Source organism: Spirosoma koreense (assembly GCF_054777875.1).
On record NZ_BAAHAC010000022.1, the window covers coordinates 1,756,924 to 1,773,033 of the forward strand.

Genomic DNA, 16,110 nt, shown 5'->3' on the forward strand with positions numbered 1-16,110 from the left:
TTGACGGGTAATGCCGTTGTGTCCCGGCTGAAATGGCGATTTTAACCCACAAAAAAAGCCCGACCTATGACAGATCGGGCTTTAGTAGCTGTAAAAAAATCAGGAACAGGCCGTTACCTCTTAAGGGAGTTTAACGGTAATTTTAATAGCCGGGGTTCTGCTTGAGCGTAGCCTGACCACTAACTTTGCTGTTCAGGATTTCCTGGAGCGGTATCGGATAATACTCGTGTTTGCCTTTTACAAACTGGGCGCCCTTGAAGTAGGTCCGCATGTTCGACTCTTTTTGCATGTAGGCGTTCAGCGTTTCGGCGGCAATACCCCAGCGGACCAGATCGAAGAAGCGGTGGCCTTCCATACCGAACTCCAGCCGGTGCTCGAAACGAACCGCTTTGCGGGCAGCCTCCTTGTCGGTCCAGGGTTGATTGTAGAGGCCGATGGTGTAGTTAGCTGCCGGTTTGCCGTCGTCCATTTTTACGAACCCGTCCGGGTTTGAAGCACGCTTCCGGATGATATTGACGTATTCCCGCGCTTTTTCCAGACTACCGACCTCGATTTCCGCTTCAGCCAGCCACAGGTACACGTGGGCCAGCCGCAGAATGCGGTAGTTGTTGGCGTTCAGCCGGTTATTACTGGCAAACGTGTTCGTGCCTACGTCGGTCCGGTAGAACAGGTGTTTCTTCGGCTCATAGGGTCCTCCGTTTCCCTGGTCGCGCACCCACGATTTACCCGGCATCAGCCCCCAGTCGAGGTAGGGAATACCCCGACGACCAACGGTCCAGTCCAGTCGTGGATCGAGTGAGCCAGCATAGGGCGTAAAGGGCTGGGTCGATTCGAGGCCCTGGTCGCTCGGCACGTCGGTGCTGTTGAACGTGTCCAGCAGCGGTAAACCACTGGCGTCGGTCTGGTAGGCGTTCACCAGGTTCTGAGAAGGCTGAAAGAATCCGCAGCACGTGGTCGGTCCACCGTAGGGGTAGTTCAGCACGGCGCCGTTGTTGCCGTTCTCACCCGTTCCGTCGTTGACCGAGAACTGAATTTCAAAGATCGATTCCGCATTATTGTTCGTGGTCGCCCGGTGGTTGTCGTGGTAACGATCCATTAACTTATACTGCCCACTGGCGACAATCGCTTCCAGCAAGGTTTTGGCTTCGGCCCATTTCTTCTGGAAAATATACGCTTTGGCCAGCATACCTGCAGCCGCCCATTTGGTCGGCCGGCCGGGTTGCGATTGTTTGGCGGGCAGGTTCTCGTAGGCAAACTTGAAGTCGGCCTCGATGTTGGGCCAGATGTCTTTGTCATTCGATACTTTGGTGCTGTTCAGATCGAGCGGATTATAGGTTTTCTCGTCGATGTAAGGTACCATATTGAACATCTTCTTGGCTTCGAAGTGGTAGTGGCCACGCAGGAACCGAACCTGAGCCCGCACCTGTACCTTGTCGGCCTCAACCATGTCGGTCGTTTTCTCAAGCGCCTGCAACACGTCGTTCGAGCGAGCGACACCATCGTAACAAACCCGCCATTTTCCGCGGAAATAGCCGTTGTCGGGCTGAATACTTTTGTATTCGATGTACGAAATATCCGGCTGGTCGCCCGTAGTCGAACCTTTGTACGCATCATCGGCGGCTACCGCACCGAACACCCAGTTGTCGGCGGCCGAGTGATACGACGTACCGCCCGAGCCCCAGCCATCCAGCAGCGAATAAGCGCCGATGAGCAGATAGTTGACGCCGGTTGTATTGTAGAAACTGGAGGCTCCCAGTACGGCTTTCGGCTGTACGTCGAGGAATTCATCTTTGCAGGCTGTCAGGGTTCCGATACTCAGCAGGGCAGCCCATACTATTGTCTTTTTCATGATTTTTTATCCGTTCAAAAGGTGGGTTCGTGGGTTAAAAGGCGAGGTTGAGGCCGACTAACATGGTTTTGGCAACCGGGTAGGCTCCTTCGTCGACACCGATGTGCCGGTCGTTGCCCGTGCCGCCCGAATCCCGCAGGTTGATCTCTGGGTCCAGTCCGGAATACTTAGTGACCGTGAACAGATTCTGGCCCTGAACGTAGACCATCGCATTACTCAAGCCCAACCGCGACATCAGCCCACGGGGTAGGGTATACGAAAGCTGAACGTTTTTCATCCGCAGGTACGAACCGGGTTCCAGGTAGTAGGTCGATGGGTTCGAGCTGATGTTGTCGTTCGAGCGTAGCTGGGGCAGTTTGGCGTCGGTTTTGCCCGGCCGCCATGAATCGGTCCACATTCTGGTACTACGGTTGCCGGCGAAGGTCTGAAAGTCCGTCCAGTAGCGGTTGTAGTTAAAGATTTCGTTGCCGTAAACCCCTTGCCCAAAGATCGTCAGGTTGAAGTTTTTGTAGCCCAGGTTGAGGTTCAGACCGTACGACATTTTGGGGTGCGGGTTGCCGATTACCTGCCGGTCGCTGGCATTGATGACCCCGTCGCCGTTCAAATCCCGGAAGTGAAACTGCCCTGCCTTGTTGTTCAACCCACCACCGAACTGCACCGCGGCTTTCGATGCTTCTTCATCCGTCTGGAAAATCCCGTCGATCACGTAGCCGAAGAACGACGAAATAGGATAACCTTCCTGGGTCACGGTCATGGCCGGGATACGGGGCGTAAAGCCGAAATACTGCGTGCTCGGGTTACCGTCGGTGCGGGTAACAAGGTTGCGGTAGGTCGAAATGTTCGCGCCAATGCTGTACGTAAAGTCGCCGTTTCCGAGTTTACCGCTGTGGTTCAGCCCGAGTTCAAATCCCCGGTTCCGGAACGAAGCGATATTCTGGAACGGGTTGGTTGCCTGCCCCTGGGTGTACTGCACCTCTACTGGAAACAAGGCGTCGGAGGTTACCCGGTTGAACCAGTCGAAGGTAACGTCCAACTTGCCTTTGAAGAGCGAAGCATCGACTCCGAAGTCAACCGAGGTTGTTGTTTCCCACTTGGCATTGGCGTTCCCAAACTGCTGAAGCTCATAGCCTTGCAGCGAGGACGTCCGCGAGCCATTCAGGTCGTAGAACGAAGTCGTAGCGCTGGTTCCGTAGATCAGGTACGGGTTGTAGTTCCCGATTTCCTGGTTTCCGGTCTGGCCATAGGCCGCGCGGACTTTCAGGTCATTGATCCACGTAACCGGCTTCAGAAACTCCTCCTGCGAAACCCGCCAGCCAGCCGATACGGCTGGGAAATACGCTACCCGGTTGGCTGCGGCAAAACGCGACGAACGGTCCCGGCGGATGGTTCCGTCCAGGAGGTATTTGTCGAAGAAGGAGAAGCTGGCTTTGGCAAATTCAGACGCTAACTTCCAGTCCGATCCACCACCGGTGTTGGTTTGGGTACCGGCGTTTCCGGCGTCGAGGTAGCGGTTGTATAGGTCGTCGTTGGCAAATTTAGACCGGTCGGCGCGGAAGAACTCAAAGTTATTCTTGATCGATTCCGTTCCCAGCAGTACGTTGTATTTGATCGATGAGCCGATCTCACTGTTGTAAGTCAGGGTGTTATACCAGGTCCAGGTGTAGCCGATCTCGTTGCGGGTGAACATGGAGTTGGCCGTAGCCGCTTCCGACGACTCGATATCGCGCGGGGTATAAGCCCGAATGTTATAGGTATTGTAGTCGACACCGAAGCTGGTTTTGGCGGTCAGGTTCTTCAGAATATCGACTTCGGCATAGGCATTTCCGAAAAAGCGCAGCTCTTTACCGACGTTATCCTTGTTTCGGTACAGCAGCGCAACGGGGTTGCGGGCATTATCGAGGTCGCCCCCTTTGGTACCGGCGAAATTACCCGCTACGTCGTAGACCGGTATAATAGGCTGAATCCGGTAGGCAAAGGAAACGGCATTGCTTTCGTTGTTATTGGCCGTAATGCTTTGGGTCGAGTTGCCGCCACCTACGCGTTCACCATAGGCGACCTGCAGGTTTTCGCCCACCCGAATCCGTTTGCTGACGTTAAATTCGGTGTTGGCCCGGATCGAGTAGCGTTTGTAGTAGGTGTACTTCATGATGCCCTGCTGATTGAAGTAATTGGCCGACATGGCGTAGCGGCCACCTTCGCCCCCGCCGGTCACCCCCAGCTGGTGATTCTGAATCGGTGCCGGATCGAAAATTTCCTTGAACCAGTTCGTCCCTTCTTTACTGGCTTTGGTAATCAGCCAGTTGGTTTTCTTGAAGTTGACGTTGTCGACGTCGGTGGTATAGTTCACGTAGTTGCCGTTGGCATCTTTCGCTAAGCGAGGATCGCCTTCCATTGCACCATCCGGGAAGATGTAATCTGGAATAACCGGGGTGGCACCGTTGCCGAACTGGGCGTGTTTGGGGTTGCCGTTGACCACATTGCCCGCGTTCCGCCGGGATTCCCAGACCAGGCTGGCGTAGTCCTGGGTATTGAGCAGGTCGGGAAATTTACCGGGTCGGGCAACACCGTAATACGCGTCGTAAGTCAGCTTGGGTTTGCCGGCCTTTCCTTTTTTGGTAGTGATGATGACCACCCCGTTTCCTGCCCGCGAGCCGTAGATGGAGGCCGAGGAAGCATCTTTCAGTACCTGGAGCGACTCGATGTCGTTCGGGTTCAGGGTGTTCAGATTGCCTTTGGTCGGTACGCCGTCGATGACGTAGAGCGGAGAGTTGTCGTTGATCGTGCCGAACCCGCGAATCCGCACCATGACCCCACCGCCCGGTGAGTTGTCGTTGCCGACAGTAACGCCCGCCACTCGGCCCTGTAGCGCCTGGGCTACGTTGGCCGAGGGTACTTTCAGCGCTTCTTTCATGTCGACGGTTGCTACGGCTCCCGTGATATCGCGTTTTGCCTGGGCACCGTAACCGGTTACAACTACTTCATTCAGGGTTTTGATATCGGCGGTTAGGGTAACGTCAATGTTGGTCCGGTTGCCGATGGTAATGTCCTGAGCGTTGAAACCAATGGCCGAAACCGTCAGGGTGTTTCGATCCGTGGGGACATTGAGCGAAAACTGACCATTGACATCGGTCACCATCCCGATTTGGGTGCCCTTCACGACAACGTTGGCACCCGGCAGTGGGTTATTGTCGTTGCCATCGGTAACACGACCGGTGACTTTACGGTCCTGGGCAAAGGCCCCTACGCACACTAACCAGCTCATCAGAAAGAGCGGCATAAGTCGGTACGCTTGTTGTAAAGCGTGTTTCATAATTAAAGGTAGAGATTAGGTGAAACTTTGGGTTGTAGTAAAAGTACATAGGTATTACTGCTTAAAATTAATCTTCATTTAATTAAAATTAAAATAGTATTAATCTAAAAATTTAGTGGATTAACCAAAAAAAGCCCGTTCTACGCGTAGAACGGGCTTTTGGATCTAAAAAAGATTTAATTTAATGATACGATGAAAGCCTGTTAGGCGAGTTAAATCTGGAAAAGTAACGCTGTGCCTTATACGTAGTTACTTAAATCAGTTACGGCTAGGTAAGCTGCAACTCATCGATAACCCGCTGTACTTTTGCTTTTAGCTGCGCATACGTGTCGTCGAAGGCTTCTTTACTTTCCAATGGTTCGCGTACACTGACGTAAAATTTAATCTTAGGCTCTGTACCCGACGGACGGGCAGAAACCTTGGTACCATCTTCAGTGAAAAATTGTAGCACATTCGAGGATTCGATCCCCATTTTTCCCGCTTCGATCGCTGACGTTTGACCCGACTGGGCATCCAGCCGCGTCAGGGCTTTGTAGTCGTCTACGCGCACCACGGGCGATCCGGCAATCGACTTAGGCGGATTGGCCCGAAAATCGGCCATCATCTGCTGAATTTCTTCGGCGCCCGATCGGCCTTTCTTGGTTAGCGAAACCAGTGCCTCGTAGTAGAACCCGTTTTCCATGTACATAGCCATCAGCATGTCGAACAGGCTCTTGCCCTGATCTTTAGCATAGGCTGTCAGTTCGGCAATAATGGCGCAGGACGCGATGGCGTCTTTATCCCGCACGAAATCACCGATGAGGTAGCCGTAGCTTTCTTCGCCACCACCGATGAATTTCTCTTTGCCTTCGAGTTCGCGAATGACCTCGGCAATGTATTTAAACCCGGTGAGGGTATTGTAGCAGGTGACGCCGTAATTTTTGCACATCTGATCGATCAGATCCGTCGTCACGATGGTCTTGGCCACAAACTCCTTACCGGTCAACTTGCCCGCATCTTTCCAGGCGTTCAGCAGATAATAGATGATCAGACTAGCCATCTGATTTCCGTTCAACAGTTCGAACTCACCGTGGTGATTGCGAGCGCCCGCGCCCACCCGGTCGGCATCGGGGTCGGTAGCCATCACCAGGTCGGCATCGATCGAAAGAGCCAGATCCAGCGCTAGTTGCATGGCTGCCCGCTCTTCAGGATTGGGCGATTTTACGGTTGGGAAATTGCCGTCGGGGGTAGCCTGCTGCTCCACGATGTGTACGTTGTTGAAGCCAAGCGCATCCAGTACGCGGGGTACCAGCGTGATTCCCGTGCCGTGGATAGGCGTATAAACGATGTTCAGGTTCGCCTGGCGCTGAATAACCTCCGGGTTCACCGCATTCGACTTGACCCGCTCTACGTAGGGGGCATCGATTTCTTCATCGATCAATTGAATCTTTGCCGGAACCCCCTCGAATTTGATATCATCAACAGAGGTCACCTTGTTTACTTCTCCAATGATGCCTTTATCGTGCGGAGACACTACCTGACCGCCGTCGTTCCAGTACACCTTGTAGCCGTTGTATTCGGGCGGATTGTGCGACGCCGTCACGACAATACCGCTCTGGCATCCCAGTTGCCGAATCGCGAACGAAAGTTCAGGTGTCGGGCGCAGGCTGCTGAACAGGTACACTTTAATGCCATTGGCCGAAAAAATATCGGCCGCCAGCCGGGCAAACTCCGGACTCATCCGCCGGCTGTCGTGCGCAATCGCCACGCTGATATCTTCCTGATCTGGAAAGGCCGCATTGATGTAGTTGGAAAGACCCTGGGTGGCCGCCCCAACCGTATACCGATTCATACGATTAGAACCGACGCCCAGCACACCCCGCAGACCGCCGGTGCCAAATTCGAGATCGCGGTAGAACGAGTCGGTCAGTTCGGTAATATTACCAGAATCGATCAGGTGCTGAATGGATTCTTTGCTTTCGGCGTCGTAATTGCCGGTAAGCCATTTGTCAACACGCTGCTGGGTTGAAGAGTCAAGGGCCGTTGTCATGCTTGTTTTGCTAAGCTATTGTTAATAATAAGGAGAACATTTTGGGATTTTGTACAAAAAAAGAAATTATTCCCGGGAATACGTTAAAAAGCCTTCGGCGGTCAGATATGTCGTCTAATTCTTCCTAGCAATGAAATGGCTCACACGAGCAAATTGTTTACAGCTAAAAGAACGTCAGCTAAAATTCTCGTTTAATACAGATTCGTATTCAGCCGTTCCAAACTTTACCTCATTGGTAGTTAGTCCGCCAAAATTACAATTCCCGCCGTGTTCACCAAATCCGTACGATGGATTCGGACTTGGGTAGAAAGCATAAGTAGTGTTTTCGTCCGGAGTAGCCGAGTCGCTTTGGCAATGTAACGGAATGTTTTCAGAATTGATGGCGCCCAAGCGACTTGAAGAGGGCTTCGCTGGTGGTCGGCGCCGGCTTAGGTAAGGGTAATAGGGGCGTTCGCCCGATCAGATGATAAAAAGACAACCATCTGATCGGGCGGGGGAGGGGGGCCGCGGACGGAACCGCGCAGATTATTTCAGAATCGGTTCCAGGGCGGCCCGGTTTTCATCGAGCCAGGCGTGAATGTCGGTGACGATCTCACGGATACCAAGCTGAGGTTTCCAGCCCGTTCGGGCCGTCACGTTGGTGTTGTCGGTGATGTATAGCCGGATATCGGCAGCCCGGTTTTCGGCCACCTGTTTGATGGGTATGGTTTTGCCGGTTATCTCCTGACAAATTTTGGTCAATTCCTGCAGTGAGGCACTGCTTTCGACACCACCACCCGCGTTCAGGATTTCGCCGTTGACGTCGCCCAGGTTGTGCAGCTCCCAGTCGATGAGCCGATAGAGGTCGGCAATGTGCAGCATGTCCCGGGTTTGTTTGCCGGTGCCACCGTAGCCAATATACGCCAGTTGTTGCTCAAAATAATGTTTGGCAATCCAGAGCACCATCACCCCCTGATCGACCTTGCCCATCTGCCACGGGCCCGTAATGACACCGCAACGGTTGATTACCGTCCGCAGTCCGTAGAACTCGTTATACTCCTGGATCAGCAGTTCCGAAGCCAGCTTGGTGGTGCCGTACAGGGACCGGGCACCGTCCAGCGGAAAATTCTCGGCAATTCCTCGCGACGATACGCCGGGAACGGGTTGTTTATCCGTTAACACAAACCGTGTGTCGGCCTCTTCGAAATTGAGCGTCTCGATCGTTTTGATGGGGTAGACGCGGCTGGTCGACAGGAAAATGAAACTGGCTTTGTGCTTCAGGGCGTAATTGAGGCAATTGACCGTTCCAAACAGGTTCGTATTGATCAGGTAATCGGGAGTGCCATCCAGGCCCGCCAGCACCGACGGTTCGGCGGAGGCTTCGATAACCGTATCGACACCGGGCAGCGCGTCGAAATCTTCTTTGTTGCGAATGTCGCCGTGCAGAAACTCAATGCCAGCCGCTTTCAGTCGGGCCAGGCTTAATTCCGAACCACGCCGTTTGAGGTTGTCGAGGGCAAAAATCTGATAGTCTGGGTAGTTCTGTTTGAGCGATATAGCCAGCGATGAGCCCACAAATCCGGCTCCGCCGGTGATTAATACTTTCATAAATGAATCAATGGTAGATAGTCGATAGTGAATAGTTGTGGGTCAACAGAAGCATATAACGATCGACTACCAACTATTGGCTATCGACTATTATGTAGTAATGCGTTTGAGTTTGACGTTTTCGACGGGACGAATGACCAGCGGCACTTTTTCGACTTTAACCGAACTGCTGTCCAGCCCAAACCAGCGATCTTCGGGAGTTGTGAAGCCTTTTATGGTAAAATAAATATTCATGATCAGCCGTTCGCGGGGGGGCAGTTCGTTCTCGAAAGACAAAAACTTTTCCAGGACTACGAAGCGGAAATCGCCGATCACGTTCTGACGGCTGAGCGATTCATAGCGGCTCGTAATATCCACCTCTTTGTTTTTCACCATGTCTTCGATCACCTTCCGAAAGAACAGATTGATCCGTTGCTCGACCCGAAAACCCAGTTTGAAGGTCACTTTATAGGCATCGTCGGGAGCGATGGTGTTTACTTTGTATTCCATCGTATACGGATCATCGGTGGTATCGACGTGGACGAACCAGTAGATATCCGCACGTTTGGGGCGTTTCTGAAAAATCGAATAAATAATTTTCGACTCGATTTCCGATTGCCGGGCTGCGTTGCTCATGAACACGATGTGCGTCGCATATTTCGGAATACTGATGTCGCGGCTAAGTTCCTTGATGGCCTGCGTGTACTGATCGATGCGTACGTATTCGGTCAGGCGGAGTTTAATCTGGAACGCCTGCAGCCAGATGTACATGACACTGGCGATGGCCGATCCGATCAGTACCGATACCCACCCACCGTGCGGAAACTTGATCAGGTTTGCAATCAGAAACGAGCCTTCGATGCCCAGATAAACCGTCAGAAACAAAACAACTCCCCAGGCCTGGTATTTGTGCGTATACAGGTAATACGACATCAGCAGGGTAGTCATCAGCATGGTCAGGGTAATGGCTAACCCATAAGCCGCTTCCATATTCGACGATTCGCGGAAGTAAAGCACGACACCCACGCAACCCGCCCAGAGCAGGAAGTTAACGCTCGGTACATACAGCTGCCCTTTCTGAACACTCGGATACCGCAGCCGAACTTTAGGCCAGAAATTCAGTCGGATGGCTTCACTGATGAGCGTAAACGAACCGCTGATGAGCGCCTGACTGGCAATGACCGTAGCCGCTGTGGCGATGCTGATGCCGATGGTCAGGAACCAGGGCGGCATCACTTCATAAAACGGAATCCGGTCGCTGAGGGTCTGGCCTTCCATGCTGAGCAGCCAGGCGCCCTGGCCGAAGTAGTTCAGGACCAGACATGATTTGACGAACACCCAGCTCACCCGAATATTGGCCCGGCCGCAGTGGCCCATGTCGGAATAAAGTGCTTCGGCCCCGGTCGTACATAGAAAGACTGACCCCAGCAGCCAGAAACCGCCCGGATACTCTGACAACAGCCAGTAGGCATAATACGGATTGAAAGCCACCAGAATCTGGGGGGCGTTGGCAATCTGAATGGCTCCCAGCACGCCCAGCATCACAAACCAGGTGAGCATAATCGGGCCGAAAGCTGTACCGACCACGTTGGTTCCAAACGCCTGGATGAGGAATAGAATCGTCAGAATGGCGATCACAATCTCGATAATCTGGAGATGGGTGATGCTGGGGTAAAGCAACCGTAACCCCTCCACTGCCGACGATACCGATATCGGTGGGGTAATAATGCCGTCGGCCAGCAAGGCCGATCCGCCGATAATGGCCGGTAGGGTCAGCCAGCGGGCATGACGCCTGACCAGGGCATAGAGGGCAAAAATTCCTCCCTCTCCGCGGTTGTCGGCGCGTAGAATCAGGATTACGTATTTGACCGTCGTTTGGAGGGTAAGCGTCCAGAATACGCAGGAGAGGGCCCCCCGGACGACATCTGGTCGAATTGCATTGTTTGGGCCAATGATAGCCCGGAGTGTATACAGGGGCGACGTACCGATATCGCCGTAAATAATACCCATTGCCACCAACAGCCCGGCGGCCGTAACGGTGTCTAAATGTTTTTTGTCTTCCATAAAACAGGCTTGCGCCTTTCACTTTACGACTGGGTCAAAACGGGGCAAAGATAACCGATGTTTAGATTCATTAATGCGGCCTTAACCGAAAGTTGATCATGCCTTACCCGATGAATGGGTAGGCCTGAAGCGGTTTACGGAACGATTTCGGGCTAAAACCAGATACGACTCTCTTTCGTACATATACATACCACAAGAAACGGGACGTCAATATGTCCTGCTTTGATTCGGGTTTTGTTTAATTAGGTGTGTTGGTAGATGGCCTGTTGCTTAAACAGGCCATCTCTTTTTAGCTCAAAATTTATCCGAAGGAAAGCAATAAGCTGGTCGCCACACCCTCTAAGACTGACTATTCTGGAGTAAAGCAACATAAAAGCGAATCATATTTTTATAATCGTTGAGCCCGATGCGCTCGTTGGTGCCATGAATTCCCTGCATGTCGGCTTCCGATAAAGGAAGGGGCGAGAAGCGATAAATAGACGACGTAAGTGACGAGTAATATTTAGAATCCGTGGCACCTAACATAACGTTGGGAGCCACCAGAACATTGGGGAAGACGCTTTTTATCGTTCGGTGAATGGTTTGAAACCCCAGCGTTTCGGTGCTGGCCAGTGGTACCGGATTATTACCCTTGCCTAATGCCGTCACAGTAATGCTGTCATTGTCAATAACTTTCCTGACGCGCTCGATGACCCCCTCGACCGTGTCGCCCGGCAGCAATCGGAAGTTGACCGTAGCGGTTGCATCGATGGGAAGCACATTGTCTTTGGCGCCTGCGCGAAAAATGGTAGGGGCTGTCGTGGTACGTATACTGGCGTCGCCCGACTTGGTTTCCGAAACGAACGTTTCGATCAGCGGACCGAAAAGCCACTGGTTGCTGAAGACAACCCGCTGACCGAACGAAACTTCGGAGGCCAGGTAGTCTAGAAGCTGATCGACGCCCCCATTTAGCCGGGCCGGAAACGGGTTGTGCTCTAGTTTGCTGACGGCTTCGGCCACCATACCGATACTGGTTTGTCGCGGAGGCATGGACGAATGCCCGCCTTTCCCAATAGCTGTGAGCTCCAGACTCAGATAGCCTTTTTCGGCAATACTGATCAGCGCTACGGGTTTATTGGTACCCGAAACACCTTCGGTTTTAATGACGCCCCCTTCGTCCAGCACGTACTCGAGCGAAACACCCCGTTTTTTTAGAGCCGCGGCAATGGTCTGGGCGCCCCGCTGTCCGGATGTTTCTTCGTCCTGACCGAACGCCAGCAGCAGGGTTCGTTCGGGCTGGAAACCGGTACGCAGCAGATAATCGACGGATTCGAGCAGGGCAATCACCCCCATTTTATTGTCGAGGGTGCCGCGGCCGTAGAGGTAGCCGTCGGCAATGATGCCCGCAAAGGGCGGACGTTTCCACATGCGCTGGGTCCCCTGAATGACCGGTACTACGTCGTAGTGACCCATCAGCAACACCGGTTTTAAAGCCGGATTGTGCCCTTTCCATTCGAAAAGCAGGCCATACTGGTTGAAGGTTTCGGGCTTCAGCCGCTGATGAATGAGCGGAAACGCAGTCTGGAGGTAGGCCACAAACTTATCGAACTGCGTGGTGTCCGTCAGGGTATAATCGGTAAAGGAAACGGTTGGGATGCGAATGGCTCCGGCCAGACGATGGATGGCGGAATCAGACACCTCGATGGGTTTAGCGGGCGGTACGTCGGTCAACTGATGCGATTTCAGTCGAAACGTATTGACGAGGACAGCAATGATCAGGAGAACAAAGACGAAGGCAACAATTCGTAGAAATAATCGCATAGGTTAAGATCAGCTAAACGGAGATATAGACTGATCTAAAGACGCGATTAATTTTCTAAGGGCAAAATTTTATTCGGTAATACAGATATTTGCTTGTTAAAAATTGTCTTTATTATATTAAAAACAATAATAACACCAAAACCGGGTAACGGTCGATCAGACTTCTGTCCGGTGCTCTGTCTTGAGCTATCACAGATCGTGCTGTGAGGTGGACTTTCACCACCAACCCCCAGATCCCATACGAAGTAATTCTGATCTACGACACCGGTTTTGATGCGTTAACTAACAAGGCAACAAACGAAAAGAGACGGTGCTCTACCCCTGAGCTACACCGGAACCAGGTTCCGATGGCCGGATTCGAACCGGCGACGGCCTATAAGACGAAAGTCGAAGTAACTCTTTTCTACGGCACTTGTTAAGGCGTTATTTCATTTGCAAAAAATAGAAGTAGGGTTTCGTATGACCCCTACGGGGTCAAATAGTTATAGGATGACGTATTGACTATAAATATGTGACCCCGTGGGGGGCATACAAATAGACCACTCGGTAGTACCTGATCGCTTCTCGAAGCTACGGCACCTGCCTAGTTTAGAACAGGAGTAACAGCCGGGGTGGGAGCGGGGCATCGCATGCCGGAGTCGAACCGGACCATCTCACTTCACAACGGAAGCCACATGATTCCTCCCCATCGGTGGAGCGAAGTAACCCACCCCTACGACATCCTGTTTTTCGATAACCCGGTAAAGCCCGAAAGCCTTACCGGGGTGATATCAAAGCGCAATCAGATCAATCGCGCTGAGCGTCGTTTGCCCTTCTTCGAGGGCCTGCAGTACATCAAAAACTTTATCCGACCAGCCGGCGATCAGGTATACATCGTTCGGCTCGACCTGTAAAGGAGCCTTACCGTAGCCCGCCAGATCGAACAGATAGAGCCTTGCCTCCGGAAACAGCGCTTTATACTGTAACCACTTTGCCGATAGCGTATTCTCCTGACTTCGGTTCCGCGTTTGGCTATCCCACAACTGCGTATCGGTAAACAACATCACTTTGTCGGCCCGATAGCGCCGTTTGATCAGGTCGTCGATGACCAGATAGCCGTTGGTAGCATAGCCTACTTCGCCCTCGCGCCGGTAGAAGGCGTCGACGTTGGCCAGTATCTGCCGCGAGGGCAACGGAACGGTTTTCCAGCGTTCGCCAAACATACCGCTGACGACGTTCCGGCATTTGGCCTGCAGGAGCATGCCGAGCAGCAACCCGATATCGTAGAAAAGTACGTTGCTTCGGGGCGAAACGGGCATCCGCATGGAGCCCGACACATCGCAGGCAATGACTACACTAGTCTTTGCATCGAACCCACGCAGGTTGGCCACGCTGACGTAGACGGCATCTTCGAGCGCTTCCAGCAGCATCGGTACGTACCCGAATGATAATCCTTTCAGTTCGCGGTAAGCCGACAAAAACCGGAACGGCAACTGTTTGGCTTTCCGAACCGCTTTTTCGTTGGTCAGCAGCGCGCAGACCTTTTCTACATGCGCCCCGCTAATGCCCGCTTCGAGCATGTTACGCAGGTTTCGCAACGCGGCCATGTAGCCCAGTCGGCCACTGTCGATCAGCTCTTCCCACTTTGACCGGACAGCCGCACGTTTTTCGGCTTCGGTTGCGAAGGTAGTCTGTCCCAGCGCACTCAACTCGGTTTCCCAGGTGTACGGCGTCGTCAGGGTATCCGTCACGATCTTGTCGAAAACCGCCTGCTGAGCGTCGTCAGTGGCTTTCGGGTGCACCAGAAACAGCGCATCCCGGACCTTGACGGCGGTATCCCGGTTATATTTGGCGAACTGGTATTCATCGAATTTATTGAAGGCCATCGCCAACCCTTTCTGCATCTGTTTCGAGATCCGATTGAGCTTTTTCGCGCCCGTCCGGTTGTTCGTCAACTGATAGTAGGCCAGCAATTCCACGATCTCGTCGGGCCGCTGAATGGCTCGCCCAACGGCTTTGCTAACCAGCCGGTCGCCGTTGTGTACTTTGGCCAGCTCCGCCAGCAGGACAACCGGGGCCGAGCGCAGGTAAAGCTGCTCCCGAACATAAACGGCCAGTTTCGCCACAAAGACCGGATCGACCTGATCCACCAACGCCTGAATGCGGGCCAGCCGCTGGTCGGCCTTTTCGTAGAACGAATCGTTCAGCATCGTCGTAACCACAGCCGAATACAGTTCCATCTCCGGCGTCAGCGAATACGCTTTGGCGCCCTCGTAGTTGACGACTGGCGTTGGGTTTTGGTTGAAGAGCTGGGTAATAATCCGATTGAATTTCATGGTCGTCGGCGGTTTTTCTAAACTTGACGATACAAAGGTTTAGGGCCTCTGCGCAGTCTTTTTGCGTAGTTGGAAAAAAATATAGTTTTTTGAAAAAATCTTTTGCCACCAGCCATGCCTGTCAACCGAAATGCCCTTATTCGTTACCGGGCTATTGATAATTGCCTGACCAACAAGTATCGCCAGTGGACGCTGGAGGCCCTGATCGAAGCCGTTTCGGAGGCTTTGTACGAATACGAGGGAATGGAGAAAGGCATCAGCCGCCGAACCATTCAGGCCGATTTGCAAATGATGCGCTCGGACAAACTGGGCTACAATGCGCCCATTGTGGTTATCGATAAGAAATACTATGCCTACGACGATCCGAACTATAGCATCACGCAGATTCCACTGACGGGCCATGACCTGGGCCGAATCAGCGAGGCCGTCGAGGTGCTCAGGCAATTCAAAGGCTTTTCGCATTTCGAGCAGTTGAGCGGTGTCGTTCAGAAGCTGGAAGCGCACGTCTATTCGGCTAAGTCGGATCAGCGACCCTTGATCGATTTCGAAAAAAACGATCACCTAAAAGGGTTAGCGCATTTAGATACGCTGTATCAGGCGATTATACAGCGGAAAGCTGTTGCGATCACGTACCAATCCTTCAAAGCCCGGTTGCCCAATCAGTTTCCGTTTCATGTCTGGTGGCTGAAGGAGTTCAAGAATCGGTGGTTTGCGGTGGGTGTCCGTGGGAGTCAACCGGAAATTCAGCATCTGGCTTTGGATCGGATTGTGCACATCGAACCTTTCGACACGATTCCATACCGCGACAACGCGGACCTGGTGGCCGGTGCGTACTATACCGATGTCATCGGTGTAACGGTCAGCCAGACGCTGCGTCCCTGCCGGGTTCAGCTCTGGGTGTCGGCCGAACATGCTCCTTACGTGGAAACCAAACCGCTGCATCCGTCGCAGGAACTGCTCGAACGACGGGACGACGGCGTTGTCATCTGCCTGACCGTGCAACTGAATTTTGAGCTGGAGCGCGAGATTCTGGGCTTCGGCGACGGCATGAAAGTCCTGTCGCCAGCGCGGCTGCGCGAAAAAATCTACCAGAAGTTCCGAAAAGGAATCGCGCTGTATGAACAGGAGAACCCCAGCAAAACAGAGACCTGATGGTCAGATCAGTACACGCCTTTTT

8 protein-coding genes are annotated in these 16,110 nt (G+C 52.9%); 1 reads left to right on the forward strand and 7 read right to left on the reverse strand.

Features of this window, described 5'->3' with window-relative positions:
• Window positions 1-142 precede the first annotated feature (142 nt).
• The 7 genes from ACYVC2_RS20755 to ACYVC2_RS20785 form a co-directional block, all read right to left on the reverse strand.
• Window positions 143-1,849: a RagB/SusD family nutrient uptake outer membrane protein gene (locus tag ACYVC2_RS20755; RefSeq protein ID WP_461105285.1), complete on the reverse strand. Its 1,707-nt coding sequence runs from the start codon at window positions 1,847-1,849 to the stop codon at window positions 143-145.
• Between the two features lie 34 nt (window positions 1,850-1,883).
• On the reverse strand, window positions 1,884-5,159 hold the full coding sequence (locus tag ACYVC2_RS20760; RefSeq protein ID WP_461105287.1) for a SusC/RagA family TonB-linked outer membrane protein: 3,276 nt from the start codon (window positions 5,157-5,159) through the stop codon (window positions 1,884-1,886).
• A 268-nt stretch (window positions 5,160-5,427) separates the two neighbouring features.
• A complete protein-coding gene (locus tag ACYVC2_RS20765; protein WP_461105289.1) occupies window positions 5,428-7,188 on the reverse strand; it encodes a phospho-sugar mutase in 1,761 nt (586 codons plus the stop codon).
• A 525-nt stretch (window positions 7,189-7,713) separates the two neighbouring features.
• The gene (locus tag ACYVC2_RS20770; RefSeq protein ID WP_461105291.1) at window positions 7,714-8,775 is read right to left on the reverse strand and encodes an NAD-dependent epimerase/dehydratase family protein; all 1,062 of its coding nucleotides are present in this window, start codon (window positions 8,773-8,775) and stop codon (window positions 7,714-7,716) included.
• A 90-nt stretch (window positions 8,776-8,865) separates the two neighbouring features.
• The gene (locus ACYVC2_RS20775) at window positions 8,866-10,818 is read right to left on the reverse strand and encodes a KUP/HAK/KT family potassium transporter (RefSeq protein WP_461105293.1); all 1,953 of its coding nucleotides are present in this window, start codon (window positions 10,816-10,818) and stop codon (window positions 8,866-8,868) included.
• 339 nt (window positions 10,819-11,157) lie between these two features.
• Entirely contained in the window at window positions 11,158-12,618 is a 1,461-nt protein-coding gene (locus tag ACYVC2_RS20780; protein ID WP_461105295.1) for a M20 family peptidase, read from the reverse strand.
• A gap of 770 nt (window positions 12,619-13,388) precedes the next feature.
• Window positions 13,389-14,933, reverse strand: coding sequence for a TROVE domain-containing protein (locus ACYVC2_RS20785; RefSeq protein ID WP_461105297.1), 1,545 nt, complete (start codon window positions 14,931-14,933; stop codon window positions 13,389-13,391).
• A 114-nt stretch (window positions 14,934-15,047) separates the two neighbouring features.
• Between ACYVC2_RS20785 and ACYVC2_RS20790 the strand changes: the two genes are divergently transcribed.
• Entirely contained in the window at window positions 15,048-16,085 is a 1,038-nt protein-coding gene (locus ACYVC2_RS20790; protein WP_461105299.1) for a helix-turn-helix transcriptional regulator, read from the forward strand.
• The last annotated feature ends 25 nt before the right edge of the window (window positions 16,086-16,110 follow it).

What these genes read in the sequence shown, in the direction of transcription:
- ACYVC2_RS20755 (WP_461105285.1), bottom strand. Translation starts at nt 1,849, where the DNA reads ATGAAAAAGACAATAGTATGGGCTGCCCTGCTGAGTATCGGAACCCTG.
- ACYVC2_RS20765 (WP_461105289.1), bottom strand. Translation starts at nt 7,188, where the DNA reads ATGACAACGGCCCTTGACTCTTCAACCCAGCAGCGTGTTGACAAATGG.
- ACYVC2_RS20780 (WP_461105295.1), bottom strand. Translation starts at nt 12,618, where the DNA reads ATGCGATTATTTCTACGAATTGTTGCCTTCGTCTTTGTTCTCCTGATC.
- ACYVC2_RS20775 (WP_461105293.1), bottom strand. Translation starts at nt 10,818, where the DNA reads ATGGAAGACAAAAAACATTTAGACACCGTTACGGCCGCCGGGCTGTTG.
- ACYVC2_RS20785 (WP_461105297.1), bottom strand. Translation starts at nt 14,933, where the DNA reads ATGAAATTCAATCGGATTATTACCCAGCTCTTCAACCAAAACCCAACG.
- ACYVC2_RS20790 (WP_461105299.1), top strand. Translation starts at nt 15,048, where the DNA reads ATGCCTGTCAACCGAAATGCCCTTATTCGTTACCGGGCTATTGATAAT.
- ACYVC2_RS20770 (WP_461105291.1), bottom strand. Translation starts at nt 8,775, where the DNA reads ATGAAAGTATTAATCACCGGCGGAGCCGGATTTGTGGGCTCATCGCTG.
- ACYVC2_RS20760 (WP_461105287.1), bottom strand. Translation starts at nt 5,159, where the DNA reads ATGAAACACGCTTTACAACAAGCGTACCGACTTATGCCGCTCTTTCTG.